Origin of the sequence: Ectopseudomonas alcaliphila, from assembly GCF_900101755.1 — a bacterium.
Classification (GTDB): Bacteria; Pseudomonadota; Gammaproteobacteria; order Pseudomonadales; family Pseudomonadaceae; genus Aquipseudomonas; species Aquipseudomonas alcaliphila.
In genome coordinates, this window is sequence record NZ_FNAE01000003.1 from 1 (window position 1) to 21,976 (window position 21,976).

At 59.9% G+C, this 21,976-nt stretch carries 21 protein-coding genes; 7 read left to right on the forward strand and 14 right to left on the reverse strand.

Annotated features, from left to right (window positions below; all coding sequences use genetic code 11):
• Positions 1–345: 345 nt before the first annotated feature.
• Together queD and BLR77_RS11690 are read right to left on the reverse strand one after the other, a co-directional pair.
• Complete coding sequence (queD, locus tag BLR77_RS11685) at positions 346–702, reverse strand: 6-carboxytetrahydropterin synthase QueD (RefSeq protein WP_074677952.1); 357 nt, start codon at positions 700–702, stop codon at positions 346–348.
• A 127-nt stretch (positions 703–829) separates the two neighbouring features.
• Complete coding sequence (locus BLR77_RS11690; protein ID WP_074677954.1) at positions 830–1,909, reverse strand: patatin-like phospholipase family protein; 1,080 nt, start codon at positions 1,907–1,909, stop codon at positions 830–832.
• Positions 1,910–2,055: 146 nt separating this feature from the next.
• Between BLR77_RS11690 and BLR77_RS11695 the strand changes: the two genes are divergently transcribed.
• The 4 genes from BLR77_RS11695 to BLR77_RS11710 are packed head-to-tail and all read left to right on the forward strand — an operon-like array spanning position 2,056 to position 4,656.
• Positions 2,056–2,364: a PepSY domain-containing protein gene (locus BLR77_RS11695; RefSeq protein ID WP_074677956.1), complete on the forward strand. Its 309-nt coding sequence runs from the start codon at positions 2,056–2,058 to the stop codon at positions 2,362–2,364.
• Between the two features lie 35 nt (positions 2,365–2,399).
• Entirely contained in the window at positions 2,400–2,678 is a 279-nt protein-coding gene (locus tag BLR77_RS11700) for a PepSY domain-containing protein (RefSeq protein ID WP_394328057.1), read from the forward strand.
• On the forward strand, positions 2,678–3,346 hold the full coding sequence (locus tag BLR77_RS11705; RefSeq protein WP_074677960.1) for a response regulator transcription factor: 669 nt from the start codon (positions 2,678–2,680) through the stop codon (positions 3,344–3,346). Before BLR77_RS11700 ends, BLR77_RS11705 begins: the two co-directional genes overlap by 1 nt.
• Positions 3,343–4,656 carry a sensor histidine kinase gene (locus BLR77_RS11710; protein WP_074677962.1) on the forward strand — a complete coding sequence of 438 codons (1,314 nt, stop codon included), beginning with the start codon at positions 3,343–3,345 and terminating at the stop codon, positions 4,654–4,656. The genes BLR77_RS11705 and BLR77_RS11710 overlap by 4 nt, the downstream gene beginning before the upstream one ends.
• 110 nt (positions 4,657–4,766) lie before the next feature.
• Here the strand turns inward: BLR77_RS11710 and BLR77_RS11715 are convergent, their stop codons facing one another.
• Positions 4,767–5,363 (reverse strand): NADPH-dependent FMN reductase, encoded by a 597-nt coding sequence (locus BLR77_RS11715; protein WP_074677964.1) that lies wholly within the window; start codon positions 5,361–5,363, stop codon positions 4,767–4,769.
• 145 nt (positions 5,364–5,508) lie between these two features.
• Positions 5,509–7,653: a methyl-accepting chemotaxis protein gene (locus tag BLR77_RS11720; RefSeq protein ID WP_074677966.1), complete on the reverse strand. Its 2,145-nt coding sequence runs from the start codon at positions 7,651–7,653 to the stop codon at positions 5,509–5,511.
• A gap of 183 nt (positions 7,654–7,836) precedes the next feature.
• Here BLR77_RS11720 and BLR77_RS11725 point away from each other — a divergent pair, with 183 nt between their 5' ends.
• Positions 7,837–9,156, forward strand: a complete 1,320-nt coding sequence (locus BLR77_RS11725; RefSeq protein WP_074677968.1) for a Na+/H+ antiporter family protein — start codon at positions 7,837–7,839, stop codon at positions 9,154–9,156.
• 114 nt (positions 9,157–9,270) lie between these two features.
• Positions 9,271–10,953 (forward strand): methyl-accepting chemotaxis protein, encoded by a 1,683-nt coding sequence (locus tag BLR77_RS11730; protein ID WP_074677970.1) that lies wholly within the window; start codon positions 9,271–9,273, stop codon positions 10,951–10,953.
• A 1-nt stretch (position 10,954) separates the two neighbouring features.
• Here BLR77_RS11730 and BLR77_RS11735 read toward each other — a convergent pair whose 3' ends face one another.
• Complete coding sequence (locus BLR77_RS11735) at positions 10,955–11,857, reverse strand: LysR substrate-binding domain-containing protein (protein ID WP_074677972.1); 903 nt, start codon at positions 11,855–11,857, stop codon at positions 10,955–10,957.
• 119 nt (positions 11,858–11,976) lie between these two features.
• On the opposite strand from BLR77_RS11735, the gene BLR77_RS11740 reads away from it, so the two are divergent.
• Positions 11,977–12,585 carry an FMN-dependent NADH-azoreductase gene (locus BLR77_RS11740; protein ID WP_074677974.1) on the forward strand — a complete coding sequence of 203 codons (609 nt, stop codon included), beginning with the start codon at positions 11,977–11,979 and terminating at the stop codon, positions 12,583–12,585.
• A gap of 92 nt (positions 12,586–12,677) precedes the next feature.
• Here BLR77_RS11740 and BLR77_RS11745 read toward each other — a convergent pair whose 3' ends face one another.
• The 9 genes from BLR77_RS11745 to tcyJ all read right to left on the reverse strand — a co-directional run bounded on the left by BLR77_RS11745 (position 12,678) and on the right by tcyJ (position 21,900).
• Positions 12,678–14,264: an ABC-F family ATPase gene (locus BLR77_RS11745; protein ID WP_074677976.1), complete on the reverse strand. Its 1,587-nt coding sequence runs from the start codon at positions 14,262–14,264 to the stop codon at positions 12,678–12,680.
• Positions 14,265–14,662: 398 nt separating this feature from the next.
• Positions 14,663–14,965: a LasR-specific antiactivator QslA gene (locus tag BLR77_RS11750; protein ID WP_059392541.1), complete on the reverse strand. Its 303-nt coding sequence runs from the start codon at positions 14,963–14,965 to the stop codon at positions 14,663–14,665.
• Positions 14,958–15,200, reverse strand: coding sequence for a hypothetical protein (locus tag BLR77_RS11755; protein ID WP_074677978.1), 243 nt, complete (start codon positions 15,198–15,200; stop codon positions 14,958–14,960). Before BLR77_RS11755 ends, BLR77_RS11750 begins: the two co-directional genes overlap by 8 nt.
• A gap of 455 nt (positions 15,201–15,655) precedes the next feature.
• Positions 15,656–17,524: a DUF3732 domain-containing protein gene (locus tag BLR77_RS11760; protein WP_074677980.1), complete on the reverse strand. Its 1,869-nt coding sequence runs from the start codon at positions 17,522–17,524 to the stop codon at positions 15,656–15,658.
• Positions 17,521–18,003 carry a three component ABC system middle component gene (locus BLR77_RS11765; RefSeq protein ID WP_238380564.1) on the reverse strand — a complete coding sequence of 161 codons (483 nt, stop codon included), beginning with the start codon at positions 18,001–18,003 and terminating at the stop codon, positions 17,521–17,523. Before BLR77_RS11765 ends, BLR77_RS11760 begins: the two co-directional genes overlap by 4 nt.
• Positions 17,988–19,205 carry an ABC-three component system protein gene (locus tag BLR77_RS11770; RefSeq protein WP_238380565.1) on the reverse strand — a complete coding sequence of 406 codons (1,218 nt, stop codon included), beginning with the start codon at positions 19,203–19,205 and terminating at the stop codon, positions 17,988–17,990. The genes BLR77_RS11765 and BLR77_RS11770 overlap by 16 nt, the downstream gene beginning before the upstream one ends.
• Positions 19,206–19,682: 477 nt before the next feature.
• Entirely contained in the window at positions 19,683–20,438 is a 756-nt protein-coding gene (gene tcyN, locus BLR77_RS11775) for an L-cystine ABC transporter ATP-binding protein TcyN (protein WP_074677984.1), read from the reverse strand.
• Positions 20,438–21,106, reverse strand: a complete 669-nt coding sequence (gene tcyL / locus BLR77_RS11780; protein ID WP_045735909.1) for a cystine ABC transporter permease — start codon at positions 21,104–21,106, stop codon at positions 20,438–20,440. The genes tcyN and tcyL overlap by 1 nt, the downstream gene beginning before the upstream one ends.
• Positions 21,103–21,900 (reverse strand): cystine ABC transporter substrate-binding protein, encoded by a 798-nt coding sequence (gene tcyJ / locus BLR77_RS11785; protein ID WP_074677986.1) that lies wholly within the window; start codon positions 21,898–21,900, stop codon positions 21,103–21,105. The genes tcyL and tcyJ overlap by 4 nt, the downstream gene beginning before the upstream one ends.
• Between the last annotated feature and the right edge of the window lie 76 nt (positions 21,901–21,976).

Sequence of the window (21,976 nt, forward strand, 5' to 3'; positions counted from 1 at the left end):
CCGGAGTGCCGGCCACCGGAGCGCCGGCCTGATCATCGTCAAGCTCCTATACGAAACCCCAGATCGCTAACCCGGTCTGGGGTTTCTTCTTTGGGCGCTGGAAAACAACGCGTCGTGTAGGGTGCGCTGCGCGCACCGCTCAAGGCGCCGACATGCTGGTGCGCGCGGCGCACCCTACGGTTGATCCGTTGACGCCTTCGCGAGCAGGGCTCGCTCCTACAATTTCTCAGTGCGTTGCGCACCTGCAATGATGCGATCACGCCGGTTCGCGCGGGATTGCGGTGCTTTGTCGGCATCAATAAAAAGGCCACCTTGAAGGTGGCCTTTGGTGTTTCTGGGCAGGGGTCAATCGCCGCGGTATTCGCAGCCGCTGGTGCAGGTCTCGTGGATGCGTACGCGCGAGAGCTCCGGCAGCAAGGGTTTGACCTGTTGCCAGATCCACTTGGCGAGGACCTCGCTGGTTGGGTTTTCCAGGCCAGGGATGTCGTTCAGGTAGTTGTGGTCGAGCAGCTCGTAGATCGGTTTGAAGATCGCCTTGATCTCGGAAAAGTCACGAATCCAGCCGGTATAGGGATCGACGTCACCTTCGATGTAAATGGCAACTCGGAAGGAATGGCCATGCAGGCGGCCACATTTGTGGCCTTCCGGTACGTGGGGCAGGCGATGGGCCGCCTCGAAGATGAACTCTTTGAACAATTCCACTGAACAGCGCTCGCGTAAATGATTCCGCCTGAATGGCGTTGAGCGGCACAGTTTATCAGGTCTGACCCGATTGCCGCCTAATCACGTCCGCTCTACAGGTTGAGCAGCCACTCATAAACCCGCTGTCTCAGAGGGGTTGTAGGCGTTCGGCCAGGCGGCCGCTTTCGACCAGTTCGAGAAATTCGTCACCGAGCCTGACGCTTTCGGCCATTGCTAGGCGCCAATAGCGCTCGCGCCCGTCGTCATTACCCAGGTAGCGTTTGAAGTCGGTACGATCCGGCAGTTTGCCGTGTGGCAGGCGCGCCAGGTATTCGCGTGATGGTGCCAGCAGCAGCACGTCCTGCAGGCGCGTGCGGTCGCCGCGGCGCCAGGGCATGCTCTTGTCGAACCAGCCCGGTATCACGCGATCGGTAAAGTGCGGATAGAGCACGATGTCTTCGCCGTTGTAGGGCAGGTCGAGGTGATAGTCGAGCAGGCCACCATCGCGATAGGCACCCGGCTCCAGACCTGGAATCTCACGGATCGCCTCCATCACCATGGGAATTGATCCCGAAGCCAGCAGGGCGTGGCGCAGGTTTTCCGGGGTCAGTGCGTGGAAGTGCGAGCGGAAGTCGCTCAACTGAGCCAGGGGCGGCACCTGTCGCGCATCATGCAGAATCACCCGGTCGAAATGGCGGCCAAGGCGCTGGCGGGCCAAAAAATTGTTGCCGATCACCGATGACAGACCGAGGCTGAGTTTGCCGCGATGATCGTGCTGCAGCAGGCCGTGGCTCTTCACCACCACGATATGCAGACGGTAGTGCGGGTTGGCGATGATGGCGGCATCCTGATCGGCCAGCAGCTCGCTGAGCATCTGCCGGCAACTGCCCGACACTTCGGCCATGCTCACGCCCTTGGCGAATCGCTGAGAGGTATACAGCTCGCCGAGTCGTCGAATCCCCGCAGCCGGATCGGGCAGGCAGACGCTGGCGAAGCGCCAGGAGCCGATGGAGGCGCCGATCAGGGCGCGTTCACGCGGTGCGCGAAGCAGCCAGTCGCCGAACAGCGCCAGATCCAGTCCCTGAATACCGATGCCCTTGGGGCCGCCTGCTGCGCCGGGCAGGATGCCGACGTCTGCGGGGCTCAGGCCATTCTGGCGAATTCGCGCCAAGGCTCTGGGGCCCGCCTTGAGGGTCAGGGCAGGGGATTTGATATGGATCGCGCTCATCAATGCCTCCTTTCGCAGCAGGCGATTATAGAGCGCTGAGTGAGCAGGCCAAGCCACTTCATGCGGTGAATGACGCAGGTGAATTCAGCTTGAATTAAGTGCCTGGGCCTAGAGTGGCAGGCACTGATTCACTGCTGGAGAACCCCATGAACCGATTGCTCAGCTTCGCGGCACTTGCCACCCTCGTCAGCGCCGCTACCATTGCCCAGGCGCGTGATCTCAGCCCGGACGAGGCCTTGCGTCTGCGTGATGCCGGGACCATCAAATCCTTCGAACAGCTCAATGACGCGGCGCTGGCTCAGCACCCGGGCGCACGCATCGAGGAAACCGAGCTGGAAGACGAATACGGGCGCTACATCTATCAGATCGAGCTGCGCGACGCCCAGGGCGTGCAGTGGGACCTGGAGCTGGATGCCAGCACCGGGGAAATTCTCAAGAACCACCAGGACGATTGATGAAGTTTCGACGTACCACCGCGCTGTTACTGGTTATGGCATGCGGTTTCGCCAGCGTGCCGGGGATTGCGCGCGATCTCGATCAGGACGAGGCCCTGCGCCTCCGTCGCGAGGGCGTCATCATGCCCTTCGAGCAGTTGATGCAACACATCGGCAACGCTTATCCCGGTTCCACTCTGCTCGAAGCAGAGCTGGAGGAGGAAGATGGCGTGCTGGTCTATGAAGTCGAGATTCTGACCACATCGGGCGTGGTGCGTGAGCTCGAACTGGATGCCCGCAACGGCAATATTCTGAAGGATGAGGAAGACGACTGATGCGCCTGTTGCTGGTGGAAGACCATGTACCTCTGGCCGATGAACTGACCGCCAGCCTGACTCGCCAGGGTTACGCCGTGGACTGGCTGGCCGATGGTCGTGACGCGGCCTATCAGGGCGCCAGCGAGCCTTATGACCTGATCATTCTCGATCTTGGTCTGCCAGGCAAGCCGGGGCTTGAGGTGCTGCAGGAGTGGCGTGCCGGCGGACTGGCCACGCCGGTGCTGGTGCTCACCGCGCGTGGCTCCTGGGCCGAGCGCATCGAAGGGTTGAAGGCCGGCGCCGACGATTACCTGACCAAGCCCTTCCACCCCGAGGAGCTGGCCCTGCGCATCCAGGCGCTGTTGCGCCGTGCCCATGGCCTGGCCAACCAGCCGCAACTGGAGGCCGCAGGTCTGCAACTGGACGAGAGCCGCCAGTGCGTGAAAGCAGGCGGCGAAGCCATCGATCTGACCGCCGCCGAGTTTCGCTTGCTGCGCTACTTCATGCTGCATCCCGGGCAGATTCTCTCCAAGAGCCATCTCGCCGACCATCTCTACGACGGAGAGACCGAGCGTGATTCCAACGTCATCGAAGTGCACGTCAACCGCCTGCGCGGCAAGCTCGGGCGCAACGTGATCGAGACCCGCCGTGGGCAGGGTTACCGCTTTACCGGAGAGCAGGGTTGAGGTCCATTCAGCGTCGGCTCGGTATTGGCCTGGCCGCTACGCTGTTGCTGGTCGGATTGGTTCTGGCGCAGGCCAGCCTCTGGGTATTCGACCGTGGCCTGCGCGCTTACCTGGAAGAAGATCTGCGTGATGAAGCACAGGGCCTGTTGGCTGCCCTGGTACGCGGCCCGTCTGGTCTGCAACTGGACGAGCGACGTCTCGATCCGTCGTTCCAGCGGCAATTCTCCGGGCATTATTTTCGCATCGACTTTTCCGACCGTAGCTGGCGTTCGCGCTCGCTGTGGGACCGTGAGCTGCTCAAGCCCAATGGCGTTGGCATGCAGGCCGAGCTGGGCGATGGCCCGCAAGGTCAGTTGTTGCTGATCTACCGCGCCGACTACCGCCGCTATGGCGAGAATCTGTCGATCAGCGTGGCGCAGGACTATCAGCCGATACTGCAAAGTTTTCGCCGTATGCAGGGGCTCGGGCTCGGTCTTGGAGGTGCCGCGCTGCTGCTGATTCTGGTCGCTCAGCGCTACACCGTTCGCCGGGCGTTGCGCCCACTGGAACAGGTACGTCAGCAGATAGCCCAACTGCAGCAAGGCCGACGTACCGATCTGGATGCCGAGGTGCCAGAGGAGCTGGAGCCTCTGGTCGCGCAGGTCAACCACCTGTTGGCGCATACCGAGGACACGCTCAAGCGCTCGCGTAATGCGCTGGGCAACCTCGGCCACGCGCTGAAAACGCCGCTGGCGGTGCTGATCAGCCTTGCCGGCCGCGAGGAGTTGGCTGCCCACCCGGCGCTGCGCGCGAGCCTGCGTGAGCAACTGGAGCAGATCGAGCAGCGCCTCAGTCGCGAACTGGGGCGTGCGCGTCTGGCTGGCGAGGTGTTGCCGGGTGCACGTTTCGATTGCGCGCAGGAGCTGCCGGGGCTGTTCGCCACCTTGTCGATGATTCATGACCGTGGCCTGAGTCTGGATTGGCAGGCGCCGCCTGGCCTGGTGTTGCCACGTGACCGTGAGGATCTGCTGGAGCTGCTCGGCAACCTGCTGGACAACGCCTGCAAATGGGCCGATCAGCGGGTGCAGCTGACGGTGGAGGAGAGCACCGAGGGTTATCGCCTGTCTGTCGATGACGACGGCCCTGGTATCGATGCCGAACGCCGTGAGGCCGTACTTGGGCGCGGCACCCGCCTGGACGAGCAGGTGGCGGGGCACGGTCTGGGTCTGGGTATCGTGCGCGATATCATCGAGGCCTGGCATGGCCGGATCGAACTGCAGGACAGCCCGCTGGGCGGGCTGCGAGTGGTGGTGAGTCTGCCACGGCGTTGAGCCGAGGCCGAGCTCAGGGCCTCGCGCCGGGCGAGCCATCGCTGGTGGGTTAGGCGGCGCGATTACAAGCGCTGTGTTCAGCGCCGCTAACCCACCCTGCGGGACATTCCTTACATGCCGTTGGCGAAGGCCGGGTTATCGAAGCCGATGGCAGCGCGTACCGGTTGCAGGGCGTGGGCGTAACGCACCAGCACATCGAGCGCGTAATCGATGCGTGCGCGGAGGCGCTCATCGGCTTCGTCCACCGCCTGCGGACCGTTCAACACCTTCTCCACCTGACGCACGATCAGGTGCTCCGGCAGGTAGCACAGACGGCAGTTCTTGTAGCTGGAGGCGCGCAGCTCGCTGATGGGGTAGGCGCCACCAATTCCCGAGGAAACGCCAACCAGCAGGCCCGGCTTGTGCGCCAGTTCGGCCTTGCTGGCGTAGATGAAGAAGTTCTTGATCGCCGGGCAGGCCATGCCGTTCCACTCCGGCGCAATGATCACCACGGCATCGGCGGCCGCCAGTTGCTGCTGATACATGGACCAGGGGCCGGCGTCTTCAGCGGGCCACAGCGGCAGCGGCGCCAGGCCCAGATCGATGATGCTGCTGGTGTCCTGAGTGGTTTGACCCATCTCGATCAGGCGCTGACGCAGTGCGCGGGCGACCTTTCCCGATTGGCTGTTGTTGCGGCTGGAGCCGGCGACCAAGGCGATATTGAGCATGCTGCTTCCCCGAAAAAAGAACGCAGGCTAGGCGATTGCCTGCCTGCGCTGCAAGGGAAGCGCCGCCAGATCGAGGATGATTTGGCGTCATGTCCACCTGCGTGCGGCCCGGATTTGAGGTGCGCACGGCGCACCCTACCTGAGGTTACACGCGGAACTGATCCATCAGGCTCTGCTGGTGATTGGCCAGGCGATTGAGGTTCTGGCTCACCTGCGCCGACTCGTCGGCCTGCGCGGTGATGGCCTCGGTGACGTCGCGGATCGAGGCGACATTGCGGTTGATCTCCTCGGCCACCGAACTCTGCTCCTCAGCTGCACTGGCGATCTGCAGGTTCATGTCGGTAATGGTGCTGACCGCCTGGCTGATGCGCTGCAGCGCGGCCACGGCCTGCTGCACCTGCTCGACGCTGCCCTGGGCCTGGCGATGGCTGCTGTGCATGGTGCTGACCACCTCGCGCGTGCCGTTCTGCAGACCTTCGATCACCTGGCGGATTTCCTCGACCGAGTCCTGGGTGCGTTTGGCCAGGTTGCGCACTTCGTCGGCGACCACGGCAAAACCACGCCCGGCCTCACCGGCACGTGCGGCCTCGATGGCGGCGTTGAGGGCGAGCAGGTTGGTCTGCTCGGCAATCGAGCGAATCACCTCCAGCACCGAGCCGATCTGTTCGCTGCTGCTGGCCAGGCCTTCGACTTCCTGCATGGCCACGTTCATTTCATTGGCCAGCAGGTCGATGGTGCTGGTGGTGCGGTCGATCACCTGCAGGCCTTCGCGGCTGGCCTGATCGGCATTGCGCGCGGCTTCTGCAGCCTGCGCGGCGTTGTGCGCGACATCCTGGGCGGTGGCGCTCATCTCCTGGAAGGCGGTGGCCACCTGATCGACCTCGCGGTACTGCTGCTGCATACCGGCGCTGGTCTGGCTGGCAATAGCCGCCGACTGGTCGGCCGTGTCACGGGCATCGATCACGCTGCTTTTCACGTCGGCAATGATGGGCTGCAGCTTGTCGAGAAAGCGGTTGAACCAGCCGGCCAGCTCGCCCAGCTCATCCTGCCGGGCGTATTGCAGGCGGCGGGTCAGGTCGCCTTCGCCGCTGGCGATATCCTTGAGCATGGCGGCCACACTGAGAATCGGCCGCGTTACGCCGCGTGCCGTCAGCCACATCAGCAGCAGACCGGCGATCACCGCGACAAGGCCCATCAGCAGCGCGACCAGGCTGTCACTGGCGCGGTTGGCATCGAGCTGTGCGCCCAGTTTGATGGCGCGATCGAGCAGCACTTGTTGTGGGACTTCGAGCAGCACCGACCAGGGCTGGGCTTCGGGAATCGGTTTGAACGGGCTGAGTTCACGGAGCATGTCACCGTGATGCAGCTCGGCATCGCTGCCGCTCTGGATCAAGCCGCGCAGTTCGCTGGCGTTTTCGGGAAAGGCGCGCTCGACCGGTTGGCTCAGCAGGTTGCCGTCGCGGCTGTGGCCCGCCAGCAGGGCGCTGGGGCTGAAGATGCTGATATGGCCCTGGCCGTCGTACAGCTCGTGATTGGCCTCCTGGCTGATCTGTTGCAGGCTGGCCAGGCTGATGTCCACACCCATCACGCCGATGATCTTGCCGTCGAGTTCCAGCGGGAAGGCGATGCTGGTCATCAGCGTCTTCTGCCCGCCGACCTCGTCGTAATAGGGCTCCAGCACGCAGGCCTGGCGTGTTTCGCGGGGGCAGGTGTACCAGGCGTTGTAGGCCACACCGTTGTCGCCTGGCGTGGTGTCGCCAAGCAACTCTTCGGTCATTGCCTCGGCTTCCAGCTGACCGATCGTGGGTTGTGCCCAGTACAGCGCGAAGCGTCCAGCGTCATTGCTGCCCAGATCGGGTTGGTCGGCGAACAGCTCGTCCTTGCCATCCAGGGCGTTGGGCTCGAACACCAGGTACAGGCCGAGCAGGGCGGGGTTGGCTTCCAGGCTGCTGCGCACCTGGCGGGTCAGGTCTTCACGCAGGTCGAAGGCATCGAGGAAGCGTTTCTCTGCCTGCTCGCGCAGAAACAGGATCTGCCGGGAAAACCCCTTGCCGTACTGATAGGCGTCCATGAAGTAACGCTGGATACGGATCGCCTGCAGCTCGCCACGTGCTTTCAGTCGCAGCTTGGCACTTTCCTCCAGCATGCCGGAGCTGGCTTCGCGCACCAGGTTGGCGCTGCGGCTGGACTGATACTGCGAGGCGCCCACCAGCAAGGTGACGATGGCGAGCAGGCACAGGCCGGCGAGCAGGGTGATCTTCCATTGGATCGAAAGACGACTGAACAGCATGGTGCGTTCCTTTCTGCATGGACTAACAGGGTTATCGGTGTGCGGTACGCATTCTTGATCGATGCGGATTTTGCACGAGATTATGCACGTATTGCTTTAAATTCTGAACAGTCCGGTTTTGACAGGCATAGCCCGCATGCGGCAGAGTACGCGGCTTTTTGCACCGTGCAGGTGGAGTACTTTATGAACGCTGTAATCGCTGCGGTCGGCATCATGCTGGTCCTCAGTCTCTGTCGCGTACACGTGGTCGTGGCGCTGATCATTGGTGCGCTGGCCGGTGGGCTGCTTGGAGGGCTGGGCGTCGAGGGCACGCTGAAAGCGTTCAACCAGGGGCTCGGTGGTGGTGCGACGGTTGCGCTGTCCTACGCGCTGCTGGGTGCTTTCGCCGTGGCCATCGCCAAGTCGGGCCTGGCTCACGCCCTGGCGGACAAGGCTCTGGCGCTGGTCGGCAAGCAGCAGGAGGGTACAGGTGGTGCGCTGAAGTGGCTGCTGATCGGGCTGCTGTTGGCGGTGGCGATCTCTTCACAGAACCTGCTGCCGATCCACATCGCCTTCATTCCGTTGCTGGTACCGCCGCTGCTCTATGTGTTGAGCAAGTTGCAACTGGACCGCCGCTTGATCGCCTGCGTGCTGACCTTCGGGCTGATCACGCCGTACATGTTCCTGCCGGTGGGTTTTGGCGGCATCTTCCTCAACGAGATCCTGCTGGCCAATGTCGCCAAGTCCGGTGTCGACGTCACGGGCATCAGCATCACCCAGGCCATGGCCATTCCGGCGCTGGGCATGCTCTGCGGGCTGCTCGTGGCGGTGCTGTTCAGCTATCGCGGCAAGCGCGTTTATGACCTGGAAAAGATCGTGCAGAGCGAGCGTGTGGATGCCCAGTACAACCCGTTGAGCCTGCTGGTTGCGGGGCTGGCCATCGCCGCGGCGTTCGTCGTGCAACTGTGGCTGGACTCGATGATCATCGGCGCGCTGGTCGGCTTCGTGATTTTCTCGGTGTCCGGCGTGGTGCGCTGGAAAGAGGCGGACGGCCTGTTTACCGAAGGCATGAAGATGATGGCCATGATCGGCTTCATCATGATCGCCGCGGCCGGTTTCGCCGAGGTGATGAAGACCACCGGTGAGGTCAAGACCCTGGTCGACAGTGCGGCAGCCCTGATCGGCCATGACAAGGCCGTCGGCGCGCTGCTGATGCTGCTGGTCGGTCTGCTGGTGACCATGGGCATTGGTTCTTCCTTCTCGACCATTCCGATCATCGCCGCGATCTTCGTGCCGCTGGGTGTGCAACTGGGTTTCAGCCCGTTGGCCATCGTCTGCATCGTTGGCACTGCCGGCGCGCTGGGCGACGCCGGTTCACCCGCCTCGGACTCGACGCTCGGGCCAACCTCGGGGTTGAACGCCGACGGTCAGCACAACCACATCTGGGACAGCGTGGTGCCCACCTTCCTGCATTACAACCTGCCGCTGCTGGCGTTCGGGTGGGCCGCCGCTATGCTGCTGTAAAGGCGTGTACATGCGCCGAATTAAGTTCTCGGCACCTTGGGTCGCTTAACTCCTTCACGGGGCTGCCGATATATCGGTAGCCCCGTTTTGGTTTCGCACACAAGGACAATAAGAATGCGCCTCACACTAAAAGCCAAGGTAATCCTGCTTGCGCTGGTTCCCGTCATCCTCTTCGCGCTGGTGCTCAGCGGTACGGCGGCGAGGGTGTTGCAGAATCTGGCTGCTGACGAAGTGGCCGAGACGCGTGAGCGTCTGCTGCAGGAGAAACGCAGCGAGCTCGAGCACTACATCCAGATCGCACTGGGTTCGGTGAAGGGGCTCTACGATGGTGCCGCCCAAGGCGACATGGCCAGTCGCGAACAGGCCATCGCCATCCTCTCGAAGATCAAGTACGGCGCCGACGGCTACTTCTTCGGTCACGACTCCAACGTGGTGCGCCTGTTCCGTGGCGACAGCCCGGTGGATGTCGGCAAGAGCCTTGTCGACCGACGCGACTCCAATGGCGTCTACATCAACCGTGAGCTGGTCAACGTGGCGAAGAACAACACCTACTTCGTCAATTATTCCTCGCCGCTGCCGGGCAACGAGGCTGTGCAGGTGCCCAAGCTCGCCTACAGCTACTACCTGCCCAAATGGGACATGGCCCTCGGCACCGCGCTCAACCTCGACGGTATCGAGGCGCAGATCGTCGAAGTACAGGCCGAGATCGATCGCCGCATCGGCACCATCATCACCAGCATCATGGTGGTGGCGGCGATCCTCCTGCTGGTGTTCGGCGTGATTGGCGTGTGGTTGGGCAACGCTTTCCTGCGTCCGCTGCAGCAGATCAAGGCCAACCTCGATGATATTGCTGCAGGCGAGGGCGACCTGACCCGCCGCCTGCCGATCACCAGTGAGGACGAGTTGGGCCAGCTGGCCGGCTCGTTCAACCGTTTTGTCGAGAAGGTGCATGGCCTGGTGCGGCAGATCGTCGAAATGACCGGGCAGCTCACCGAGCTGGTGGGCCAGGTTTCGGAACAGGCGCAGCGCTCCGAGCAGGCCATGGGGCAGCAGCGCCATGAAACCGATCAGGTGGCCACGGCGATCAACGAAATGTCCGCCGCCGCTCACGAAGTCGCCAAGAGCGCGCAGAACGCCGCTGAAGCCGCGCAGCAGACTGATCGAGAAGGGCAGGCGGCGAAGAGCGTGGTCGATGGCAGCATTCAGCGCATTCACTCACTGGTCGAGGATATTCGCAGCAGCGGCGTATCGCTCGACAACCTGCAGCAGGACGTATTGTCCATCGTCAGCGTGCTCGACGTGATCCGCTCCATCGCCGAGCAGACCAACCTGCTGGCGCTCAACGCCGCCATCGAAGCCGCGCGCGCCGGTGAGGCCGGGCGCGGTTTTGCCGTGGTCGCCGATGAGGTGCGTGCACTGGCCAGCCGCACCCAGCAGAGCACCCAGGAAATCCAGGGCATGATCGACCGCCTGCAGCAGGGCACGCAGCAGTCAGTGACTTCGATGCGCCGTTCCAGCGATGCGGGCGAGCTGACCAGCGAGCAGGCCAACAAGGCCGGCGAATCGCTCGATGCCATTGCCCAACTGATCGCCACCATCAACGCCATGAACGCGCAGATCGCCAGCGCCGCCGAGGAGCAGACGGCAGTGGCCGAGGAGATCAATCGCAGCGTGCATCAGATCGCCGTCGCCGTGGACAGCGTTGCCGACGAAACCGAGCGTGGCGCGCAGACGGCCCGCAGCCTGGCAGGCCTGGGCGATCGTCTCGGAGCGCTGGTGCGTCAGTTCCGCATCTGAGTCAGAGCGGGAAGCTCCAGCGACTGAATGCGTCGCTGAGCAACTCGATCCAGGCGCGGACAGCCGGCGACATGCCGCGTCTGTGGGTGTAGGCCAACTGCACATAGCCCTCAGGCACCGTCCAGTGCGGCAGCAATGACACCAGGCTGCCATCGGCCAATTCCTCGTGGCAGTAGGTGGTGGGCAGCAGGGTAATGCCCACCCCGGCCAGTGCCGCCGACTTGCGCATGGGAAAGTCGTCGACGGCCAGGCGCGCTTCCAAAGCGATCTCGCGAGCCTCCTGCGTCGTGTTGTGATGAAAGCGCAGATGAATGCGCCGGTCGGCTCCGATGGCGCCCAGCGCGGGCAATTGCTGCAGATCTTCGGGCTGCTCCAGGCGCAGCCCGGCGATCAGATCCGGGTGCGCCACTACCAGAGCGCGTGCCGGTAGCAGGCGGCGAGTGATCAGGCCTGGTTCTTCGTCATCGGCGTTGCGCACGCGCAGGGCGACGTCCACAGCTTCGTTGAGCAGGTCGATGCGGCGGCTGGTTTGCACGACCTCCAGCTGCACCCTGGGGTAGCGCGTCAGAAAATCATTGATCAGATCGGGCAGCAAGGCCACGCCCGGTGGGGTGGAGAAGCGCACCCGGCCACGCGGCTCGCTGGTCAGGTTGGTCACGGTTTCCTCGGCCTGTTCGGCCTCCAGCAACATCGCCTGGCAATGGCGCAGGTAGCGTTCGCCGATATCGGTCAGCGCCAGCTTGCGCGTCGAGCGTTGCAGCAAACGCGCGCCCAGGCGCTGCTCCAGCTCGGCGATGCGCCGCGACAGGCGCGATTTGGGAATGCCCAGCGCACGCCCGGCAGCGGCGAAACCACCGGCTTCCACTACCTTGGCGAAGTAGAACAGATCATTGAGGTCATGCATGTCATCGTCCTATCAGTGGGACGAACTATCGCATTTTTGCCGTCTTATCGGCTATTGGTTCCATCGGTAGCCTCTGTGCAATTGCGTCACCACGTCGCACGACACTCTGGAGAGCACCTATGAAACTACTGCACCTCGATTCCAGCATCCTTGGCGATGCTTCCGCTTCCCGTCAGCTCAGCCGTTCTGTGGTCGAGGCCTGGAGCGCAGTCAATCCAGATGCCCAGGTAACCTACCGCGACCTGGCCAGCGATGCGCTGAGCCACTTTTCCGCTGCCACCCTGGTAGCCGCTGGCACCCCGGCCGAGCTGCGTGACGCCGCGCAGAAGCACGAGGCCGAGCTGGCCGAACGCACCCTGGAAGAGTTTCTCGCTGCCGATGCCATCGTCATCGGTGCACCGATGTACAACTTCGCCATTCCCAGCCAGCTGAAGGCCTGGATCGACCGCATCGCCGTCGCCGGCAAGAGCTTCAAGTACACCGAGAACGGCCCGGTAGGGCTGGCTGGCGGCAAGACCGTGGTGATCGCCTCCAGCGCCGGTGGTATTCATGCCGGCCAGCCGTCCGGCCAGGCGCATGAGGACTATCTGGTGCGCATGCTGAATTTCGTCGGCATCGACGATATCGAGATCGTTCGCGCCGAAGGCCTGGCCTACGGCGAAGAGCCGCGCGCTGAAGCCATGAAGGGTGCAGCGCAGCGTATCTCCGAGCTGTTCGCCACTGCCTGAACAAACCGCTGAAACAACAAAGCCCGCGAAAGCGGGCTTTGTTGTTTCTGGCCCTCTCCCATAAATGGGAGAGGGGAGTTTTCTTGGGAGTTTCAGACGATGATGCCCTGGCTGCGCAGGTAGTCGTCGTAGGTGCCGGAAAAGTCGGTCACGCCGTTGTCCGACAGCTCGATGATGCGCGTGGCCAGGGAGCCAACGAACTCGCGGTCATGGCTGACGAAGATCAGCGTGCCCGGGTAGTTCTCCAGCGCCAGGTTGAGCGCTTCGATGGATTCCATGTCCAGGTGGTTGGTCGGTTCGTCCATCACCAGCACGTTGGGCTTCTGCAGGATCAGCTTGCCGAACAGCATGCGGCCCTGCTCACCACCGGAGATGACCTTCACCGACTTGAGGATCTCGTCGTTGGAGAACAGCATGCGCCCGAGGGTGCCGCGGATCACCTGCTCACCGGTCGTCCACTGGCCCATCCAGTCGAACAGGGTCACGTCATCTTCGAAATCGTGGGCGTGATCCTGAGCGTAGTAGCCAACCTCGGCGCTCTCGGTCCATTTCACCGAACCGGCATCCGGGGTCATTTCGCCGACCAGGGTGCGCAGCAGAGTGGTCTTGCCGATACCGTTGGGGCCGATGATCGCCACGCGCTCGCCGGCTTCGACGGTGAAGCTGAAGTTCTTGAACAGCACCTTGTCGTCGAAGGCCTTGGACACCTTCTCGATGGTCACGGCCTGGCGGTGCAGTTTCTTGGTCTGCTCGAAGCGAATGAACGGGCTGACGCGGCTCGACGGCTTGACCTCGGCCAGCTGGATCTTGTCGATCTGCTTGGCGCGGCTGGTCGCCTGCTTGGCCTTGGAGGCGTTGGCCGAGAAGCGGCTGACGAAGCTCTGCAGCTCGGAAATCTGTGCTTTCTTCTTGGCGTTGTCGGCCAGCAGTTGCTCGCGCGACTGGGTCGCGGCAGTCATGTACTCGTCGTAGTTGCCCGGGAACAGGCGCAGCTCGCCGTAATCCAGGTCAGCCATGTGGGTGCAGACCGAGTTCAGGAAGTGACGGTCGTGGGAAATGATGATCATGGTGCTGTTGCGCGCCGTGAGGATCGTTTCCAGCCAGCGGATGGTGTTGATATCCAGGTGGTTGGTCGGCTCGTCGAGCAGCAGCACGTCCGGGTCGGAGAACAGCGCCTGGGCCAGCAGCACGCGCAGCTTCCAGCCGGGGGCGACTTCGCTCATCGGGCCGAAGTGCTGCTCCAGCGGAATGCCCAGGCCCAGCAGCAGCTCGCCCGCGCGCGATTCGGCGGTGTAGCCGTCCATCTCGGCGAACTCACCTTCGAGTTCGCCAACCTTCATGCCGTCTTCTTCGCTCATTTCCGGCAGCGAGTAGATGCGGTCGCGCTCGGCCTTGACCTTCCACAGCTCCTCGTGGCCCATGATCACGGTGTCGATCACGTTGAATTCTTCGTAGGCGAACTGATCCTGGCGCAGCTTGCCCAGGCGCACGTTCGGCTCGAGCATCACCTGGCCGCCGGAAGGCTCGAGGTCGCCGCCAAGAATTTTCATGAAGGTCGACTTGCCGCAGCCGTTGGCGCCGATCAGGCCGTAGCGGTTGCCGTTGTTGAACTTGACGGAAACGTTCTCGAACAGCGGCTTGGCGCCGAACTGCATGGTGATGTTAGCGGTGGAAATCAAAGGACTTACCTATCAATAACTTGAGGTGCGCTGTTTAAAGGGTGATACCGCTTTCGAGCCTTTCAGCCCGGCCCGAACCGAGGAAGACGAACCTGCGCATATGAGTGAACGCTACGCCCCTGCCGGCAGACGAGCCGATAAGGCTGGTGAGGCATGGGGGGAGTGTCGGGCATCGTGGCGCCGGGGCCTGGTGCTGCTCAGGGCGACGTCGAAGCGCGCAATGGTATCACTTGGGGCCTGCAACTTCAGCATGGCGCCGAGATTGACTGCAGGGTATTGCGCGCCGAGACGCCAAATAAGCAGACGGTTCACAGGGTAGGGGGCGCCGCGCGCACCGCCGGGCAGCTGGCGCCTGTGCGAACAACTCGCAAGCTGCCGCACAGCGCCGCGCCGGTTGCCTACAGCCTGAACTCGGTGCGCCTGGCCCCGTGCTCGCCACCCAGGGGCGAACACAGACGCTGGTGGATGCGACTGAGAAAGCCCAGCTCGAAGGCATGGCGCTGGGCACCCGGCGGGTACAGTTGGCGCTCCAGCAACAGATTGGCCCATAGCCAGCCGCTGTTGGCGTCGTCCAGCCAGGCCTGCGCGGTCTGCACGCCGTGGCCGAAGCTCGCCTGGCAATCTTCGCTCCAGCCGAAGTCCGCAGCTGGTTGCCCGTCATGGGCGGGCAGGTGGGTGAGGTGCCGTTGCAGCTCAATCATACTCGGCCCTCCCAGCTGCCTGGGCGATGGCCCGGCGATAGAGCACGACCAGCTCACTCAGCAGCGCATTGGTGGTGCTCGCCAACTCCGGCTCCGGCACCCGCCGCAACAGCTTGACCAGCAACGCCGCCCGATACTCGGCCGCCGCTTGGTGCGGGCACTCGTCGGCTACATGGCTATGCAAGGGATTGCGAGGTGTGGGGAAGGGGATAACGACGGATTCAGACCTGGCCATGCGGCACCTCCAGAACGGAAGTCGACACGACAGCCAGCAGCCCAGGGCGGAGCCCTTGGGTAAAAGGGGGATAGTGCATTTTCCTTATGCTCCTTGGACAGGTTAAGGAGCCGCTTCCCAGCCTTCTCACGAGCTATGGAGGCGGACCGTGCAAGGGTGAGAAACCGGCGTCCAAGGGAACCGGCCAGGCCGAGGCCTGCCTCACACGGCCCGCCATAGAAATGCGGTAACCGGGCACAAAAAAAGCGCCGGCTACACTGCTATGGCGCTTCCGCGCCTTGGACGATGTTCGGGTTCTCACGCCCGGTCACGGGATTGACCGTGACAGGGCGGACTGTAGCGTGGGGGCGGGAGGAGGGCAAGGGCGGCGAGCGGCCAGGAGCGGTCAGTCTTGAAGGGCTAGAAACGCCCCAACGCTTGGCTGCATCTATGAAACTAGGATTGATGTGCAGCCCTTACAAGTCGATCTCTTTTTGTCGCCAACTAGCTGGGATTAGAGCATTCCCGTCTCGGAATGTGGGTAGAAGATGAATATTACCTAGCCCTTCAAACATTGATGTCGGTACGTGCTCGAACATGATCATTTGAAATTGTTTTCTGTATTCTCGATTGATGTATTCTATAAAAGTGTTGAGCATTTCAAATGCAGTTCTGATCTTGGCTCTATCGCTGTGAATCAAATTTTCGGGATCTACTTCCTCTTCTTCCCCCCAATAGGGGCGACTTGGTTGGTCAACTATCAGGAAGCTTGGTACGAATTTGGAGTTTTTATTCAGCGCCACTTCGTGAAGAGACAAGAAGTGAATTAGGTGTAAAAACATATGGTTGGAGCTGCTACCGATATTTTCGATAAGGGTTGACTTCGGCTTTCTGAGCTGAATTTTCTTTTCGCTGTAGTTGAAGCTGGCATACCAAGTTGCATAGTTCTCTAGCGCATCCTTAGCTTGAATCATCAGGCTCGCAGCAACTTCGTCGATCAAACTAATGGTTGCAGCTCTCTCCGCCTCAACATCTTTTACCTGAACCGCGTCGTATTCGGCGATCAGCCCCGTTAGATCGGCCACCTCAGGCTTCCCAGCTCGCTTCTCGTCCATACGAGCGTAGATGCTTAGCTTACCTCGGGCCTCGCCCAAAAACACCCACATATCTTGGAGCTCCTTAAAAGAGCGGGGTGTTTCAGGCAGAACCTGGAGCTCTTCCAGCAGCTCCTTCTTTTTATCCTCAAGCTGCCGTATTGCGCTATTTACTTGACTCTCAACTGGTCGCCTCGACTTGATAGTCTCATCAATTGTACGAAGATCGACTTGAATGCTACTGATTAGCTCATCAAAAATTTCTGATTTTACGATTTCGCTAGAGCGCTCCATGAGTACTCTTAGTGGCTTTAAGCTATCCTGGGAGCTTTTAATTGTCGATTTGTAGCTTTTATATTCCTCATTGAATTGAGAGTATTTTCTGATCTGCCTGTTTATGGCGAAAAGTTGTGAGTTGATGTCTGATCGGCGTTTTGTTGATGCATCATAGTTTGGTGTGATGCTAGGCATGCCCAGCATGTCCAGTAGACTTGAGGCAGTGATATCTTTATCCAGTTCAGGTGTTAATCCGTACTCGGCCGCTTTTGCTGCAATATCGCGTATCTCGGCACTAAAGGAGCTTTTGCTCTCTGTTAGCGAAATATTCTTACGCTCAAGCTTAGAAATCTCCTTGCTCAGCGAATCTTTGCGCTCTCGGGCAACGATATTCTCTAGATCGTCGATCCCAAGTGCTAAGTCAAAAATCCTAGGTAGCGCTTCGCGATATCGATCCACTTCTTGCTTGTCAAAGAAGTTCTTACTGTTAAGGATGATGTCATCAGAAATTGTATTGAAAAGAAAGAAGTATCGAAATGATATTCGGGAGCCAGATTTTATAACCTTGCCACCGAAAGGCATTTTGACTCTATCGTCAATGGAAAACTCAGCTTCGAGTATCCCGCGCAGATCATCTTGCTTGATATTGGGTGTTGGCGTTTGCGGGATCTCGCCAATAGATGAGAAGTGGTAGTCAGTAGAAACGGTATTGCCGACAGGGCTGCGCCTTGCAAGAAAGTAGCTTTTGTCATTAATATAGAATTTTATTCCATACCAACTGACATTGTCGTTGATAACGTCATGAGGAATATCGTGTTCACTGGCCAGGAAGCAATAATCGAATATCTTGAGAATAGTAGATTTCCCGGTTTGACTCTCGCCGGTTATAACGTTTACTTTGTTGCGCTGAAAATTCAGTGAGCGAATATCACCGATTACAGACCAAAGAATGATTGCATCAATACCAAAATTCACAGTTGCACCCTGAAATTCAAGTAAAGCTCCTCCTCTGGTTCGAGAAGAAGCTCGGAGATTTTATCGGAAGCTAGATCGATTTTCTTAGCTCGCTGTCCAAGACCTTGATCTATAGTCAATCGGCGTTTACGTACTAGCTCTTCGCCCAGCTTCGCGTACCCTAGATGAACTAGTAGTTGAATAGAGTTAACCGATAATGGGAGGTTGCTTTCGAATCGCTCGTTAAAGTTAACGAAGAGCTGTGGATGACCTGAGGCTAGAGCGGCTGATCCTCGCTCCAACGTTACTTTGCTTGCCATGTACGCAAGGGTCGGGCGATGCACTATCATGGGAATGATCAGCAGCGCTTTCGGAACAGAAAGGCTGCCTATATGGTTCAAAACCGACGCAATCGCTACCACGCCGATACCTACGTTGTTATACCCGTCCCAGAATCCCTTGTTGGTCGTCTCTGGTGTTTGAATTACAGAGTTTTCCAATCTCGATGCCATCCAATAAGTCGTTCATCGGAAAGATGGTAGAGCTCTCCATTGCTTAACTCGGTGTTAAGTTTGTTGCTGGCTATGGAGAACTCAATTTTACGAAGGTCGTAGAGCAATTGCTTCGCCTTATCAACTACGTCGCGATCGAGGCAATCTTCGCACCAATGTTCGAATGCATTACGCCATTTGGTTTTTACATCCTTATGGAAATCGGCAATTTCATCGGCCACCAGCTCTCCTGATTGGAGCCAGTCATCTAGGAAGCGTACAATTTTTAATTTATTTGTTGTGTACTCAAATGCTCTTTCGACGTCGTCTATTTTCATCGCACTCACTGCGACAAGTTGCTTGATGAAGACTTGTGCAAAAACATCTTCGGGAAATGCAGGTGCAAATGGCCTGCCTAGTTGTAGCGGCTCCCTAGATGAGGAGAAAATAGTTCGATAGCGCTTATAAAATGAGTCGAAGTCCAGTTCTATTTTCTGGCCTTCCTTGATGCGAATGTAGTTGTCAGTTCTAATGTTCGAGTCGAGCCTCTCGAATACCGCATCTACTTTAGAGCTTTCAATCATTTTCTCTTTAATAGCCATCTTGATAAGAGTATGCAAATCATCAAGGTTAAGCTCGAGATAGATTTTTCTCAGAAAGGCTGCAAGGATATTTTTGTCGAGGGTCAGCACTTCGCCTATGTAGCCCTTGATATCTTTATCTTGGGTTTTTTCGTATAGTGCGTTTATGTGGGTGCATAAATCTTCAAGGCTTAATGCCGTGGCTTTGTAGGCTTCTAGCTTTCTTAAGAACTCGTTTCGACTGCTTTCCGACTTGTTTGATATAAGATGGAATTCGGTTTTATTGATGAATTCGTGCTGCTTTGCCTGTTGATCACGACCAGCAGTATCATCAGATATAATCTTTGCCCAATTACGCAGCGTTTTCCAGAGGTCGCCGTCCAATTCAGTAAGGGCAATAGAACCTCCGGTAGCATTCTGTTGCACGGTGTGCTTGAGCTGAAAGAGTATTTGAGTTTCGTTGTCTAGGTCGGTGTGCACGTCATCCTTGACTTCAAGTCCTACAGACTGGCCCGATTTTAGATTCAATAGGCGATAGAGAAAGTAGTAATATTGATAATGGAAACCGATCTCGGTAGTGTCGGCGCTGGCCTGTTCAGCAAAGCTCTTTTTAGCCACGGTCTGACTCACTCGCCCCCATCACTTAATGACTGACCGGTGGGAGTGTGTGGTGCTTCATACGATCATCCCTAACCGACTAGAGCCTTATAAAGCCACGATCCAATACAGGTTGCAAGCATAATGCCAGCATTGGCTCATGAAAAATTTGGCTTATTTCAGGGCTTTTGTGGCCCCTTCATTCTCTGTTTCTTCGCACAGCCCATCCGGAGATGTAGTGAGGCGTCAGCACGGCATAAATATGACACGAACATTTCAGCCTGGGTTGATTCCGATGCGTCAGGTTCCAGCAGCTCCTGCCTCTATATAGCTAGCGATTGGCTCAGCGTCTGCTTCTGGCCGCAAGCAGCCCAAAAATCGCGCTTACTCCCGCTCTCACCTCAGTCTGTCCTCACAGCAATTGCTCAATGAATTCCCCGCCGCTGCGGGTGGAGCAGCGCACTCAAGCAGGTTGTCAGGGCAACAGTGAAGGCGCGTGCCTGCGACTGACTAAAGCGAGCGCTCCAGCAGAAACTTGCTGAGAAACTGCCGCGTGCGTTCGTGCTGGGGCGCGGTGAACAGGGTCTTGGCCGGGCCCTGTTCGACGATGTGCCCCTGGTCGATGAAGATCGCCCGATCCGCCACATCGCGGGCGAAGGCCATTTCGTGGGTGACGATGACCATGGTGCGTTTTTCTTCGGCCAGATCACGGATGGTGGTCAGCACTTCGCCCACCAGCTCGGGGTCGAGGGCCGAGGTGGGTTCGTCGAAGAGGATCACCTGTGGGCGCATGGCCAGGGCACGGGCGATGGCCACGCGCTGTTGCTGGCCGCCGGAGAGGCGTTTGGGGTAGGCGTCTTCCTTGCCGCTCAGGCCCACCTTGGCGAGCAGGGCACGGGCATGGGCGAGGGCTGCTTCGCGCGGCTCCTTCTTCACCTGCACCGGGCCTTCGATGACGTTTTCCAGTGCCGTACGGTGGGGGAACAGGTTGAAGTTCTGGAACACGAAGCCGGCCTGCTGGCGCAGTTGGCGGATGAGCTTCTGCTGGCCCTTGAGCGGTTTATCCGCATCGATATGGATATCGCCCACGGTGATCTGCCCGGCGCTGGGTTGCTCCAGCAGGTTGAGGCAGCGCAGCAGGGTGGTCTTGCCCGAGCCGCTGGGGCCGATGATGGCGACCACTTCGCCGGCGGCCACGTCCAGATCGATGCCCTTGAGTACTTCGTTGCTGCCGAAGGCTTTTCGCAGATTGCGCACGGAAATCATCAGTTGTCCTGCTCGTGCCGGTTGACCCTGGCCTCAAGGCGCGCCTGGAAGTGCGCGAGGATGCTGGCCAGCGCCCAGTAGATCAGCGCGGCCGCCAGGTACATGGTGAAAATCTCGAAGGTGCGCGCGGTGATCAACTGCGCCTGACGGAACAGTTCCGGCACCTGGATGGTGGCGGCCAGGGCGGTGTCCTTGACCAGCGAAATGAAGCTGTTGCCCAACGGCGGCAGGGCGGTGCGCGCGGCCTGCGGCAAGATCGCCCGATACAGCGTCTGCGTCTTGCTCATGCCGATGCTGGCGGCCGCTTCCCATTGGCCGCGGTCGATGGAGGCGATGGCCGCGCGGAGAATCTCCGAGGTGTAGGCGGCCATGTTCAGCGAGAAGCCGATCAGCGCCGCCGGCAACGGGTCGAGCTGAATGCCCAGCTGCGGCAGGCCGTAGTAGATCAGGAACAGCTGCACCAGCAGCGGCGTGCCACGGAAGAAGGAAACGTAGAGGCGGGTGAGCCAGCGCAGTGGCGCTGGCCCGTACAGGCGTCCGACGGCGAGGGCGAAGCCCAGCAGCAGGCCGAAGAACATGCCGCCCAGGCTGAGTACGACCGTGTAGTAGGCGCCCTTGAGCAGAAAGGGCGCAGACTCCAGAGCCAGCTGAAGGGCGGACTCGATCATCGGGTGACGTCAGCCTTGAACCATTTCTCGGAGAGTTGCTTGAGGGTGCCGTCGGCACTCAGTTTGGCCAGCGCCTGGTCGATGGCGGCGAGCAGTTCAGGGTTGCCCTTGCGCATGGCGATTCCAGCCTCCTGGCGGGAGAAGGCGTCGCCGGCCACGGCCAGGCGGCCACCGGTTTTCTCGACCATCTCGAAGGCGGCGAGGCGATCCACCAGGATCACGTCGATGCGGCCGACATTGAGATCCTGGAATTTGGTCGGGTCGTCATCGTAGGTGCGGATGTCGGCTTGCGGTACGTTGTCTTTCAGCCACTGTTCGTAGTTGGTGCCAAGGCCTACGCCGACTTTCTTGCCGGCCAGGTCCTGGGCGTTCTTGATGCTCTCGCCATCGGCCTTGCGGGTCAGCGCCTGGATGCCGGAGACGGTGTAGGGGGTGGAAAAGTCGTATTTCTTCTTGCGCTCGTCGGAGATGGTCACCTGGTTGATCACCACGTCCAGGCGTTTGGACTCCAGCGCGGCGAGGATGCCGTCCCACTTGGTCGGCTGGAACTCGACCTTGACGCCAAGCTCCTTGGCCAGCGCTTCGGCCAGCTCCACTTCGAAGCCGGTCAGCTTGCCGCTGGCGTCCTGGTAGTTGAAGGGCGGGTAGGTGCCTTCAAGGCCGACCTTGATGGCGCCACGGGCCTTGATGTCATCGAGCAGCTCGGCGGCGAAGCTCGGTGCGCTGAGGCTGGCGCCCAACATGAGAGCCAGGCTAGCGAAGAGGAAATGGCGACGCAGGGTGGAGAATGTCATGGTGACCTCATGCAAGTGGGAAGGTGGCGCCACTCTAGGTGGAAATTCTTATGCTTCTAAATAATTAAAAATTATC

Bases quoted from the DNA above. Each gene is read 5' to 3' on its own strand.
- BLR77_RS11690 (WP_074677954.1), bottom strand. From the start codon at position 1,909: ATGAGCGCGATCCATATCAAATCCCCTGCCCTGACCCTCAAGGCGGGC.
- BLR77_RS11695 (WP_074677956.1), top strand. From the start codon at position 2,056: ATGAACCGATTGCTCAGCTTCGCGGCACTTGCCACCCTCGTCAGCGCC.
- BLR77_RS11700 (WP_394328057.1), top strand. From the start codon at position 2,400: ATGGCATGCGGTTTCGCCAGCGTGCCGGGGATTGCGCGCGATCTCGAT.
- BLR77_RS11705 (WP_074677960.1), top strand. From the start codon at position 2,678: ATGCGCCTGTTGCTGGTGGAAGACCATGTACCTCTGGCCGATGAACTG.
- BLR77_RS11715 (WP_074677964.1), bottom strand. From the start codon at position 5,363: ATGCTCAATATCGCCTTGGTCGCCGGCTCCAGCCGCAACAACAGCCAA.
- BLR77_RS11720 (WP_074677966.1), bottom strand. From the start codon at position 7,653: ATGCTGTTCAGTCGTCTTTCGATCCAATGGAAGATCACCCTGCTCGCC.
- BLR77_RS11725 (WP_074677968.1), top strand. From the start codon at position 7,837: ATGAACGCTGTAATCGCTGCGGTCGGCATCATGCTGGTCCTCAGTCTC.
- BLR77_RS11730 (WP_074677970.1), top strand. From the start codon at position 9,271: ATGCGCCTCACACTAAAAGCCAAGGTAATCCTGCTTGCGCTGGTTCCC.
- BLR77_RS11735 (WP_074677972.1), bottom strand. From the start codon at position 11,857: ATGCATGACCTCAATGATCTGTTCTACTTCGCCAAGGTAGTGGAAGCC.
- BLR77_RS11740 (WP_074677974.1), top strand. From the start codon at position 11,977: ATGAAACTACTGCACCTCGATTCCAGCATCCTTGGCGATGCTTCCGCT.
- BLR77_RS11750 (WP_059392541.1), bottom strand. From the start codon at position 14,965: ATGATTGAGCTGCAACGGCACCTCACCCACCTGCCCGCCCATGACGGG.
- BLR77_RS11755 (WP_074677978.1), bottom strand. From the start codon at position 15,200: ATGGCCAGGTCTGAATCCGTCGTTATCCCCTTCCCCACACCTCGCAAT.
- tcyN (WP_074677984.1), bottom strand. From the start codon at position 20,438: ATGATTTCCGTGCGCAATCTGCGAAAAGCCTTCGGCAGCAACGAAGTA.
- tcyL (WP_045735909.1), bottom strand. From the start codon at position 21,106: ATGATCGAGTCCGCCCTTCAGCTGGCTCTGGAGTCTGCGCCCTTTCTG.
- tcyJ (WP_074677986.1), bottom strand. From the start codon at position 21,900: ATGACATTCTCCACCCTGCGTCGCCATTTCCTCTTCGCTAGCCTGGCT.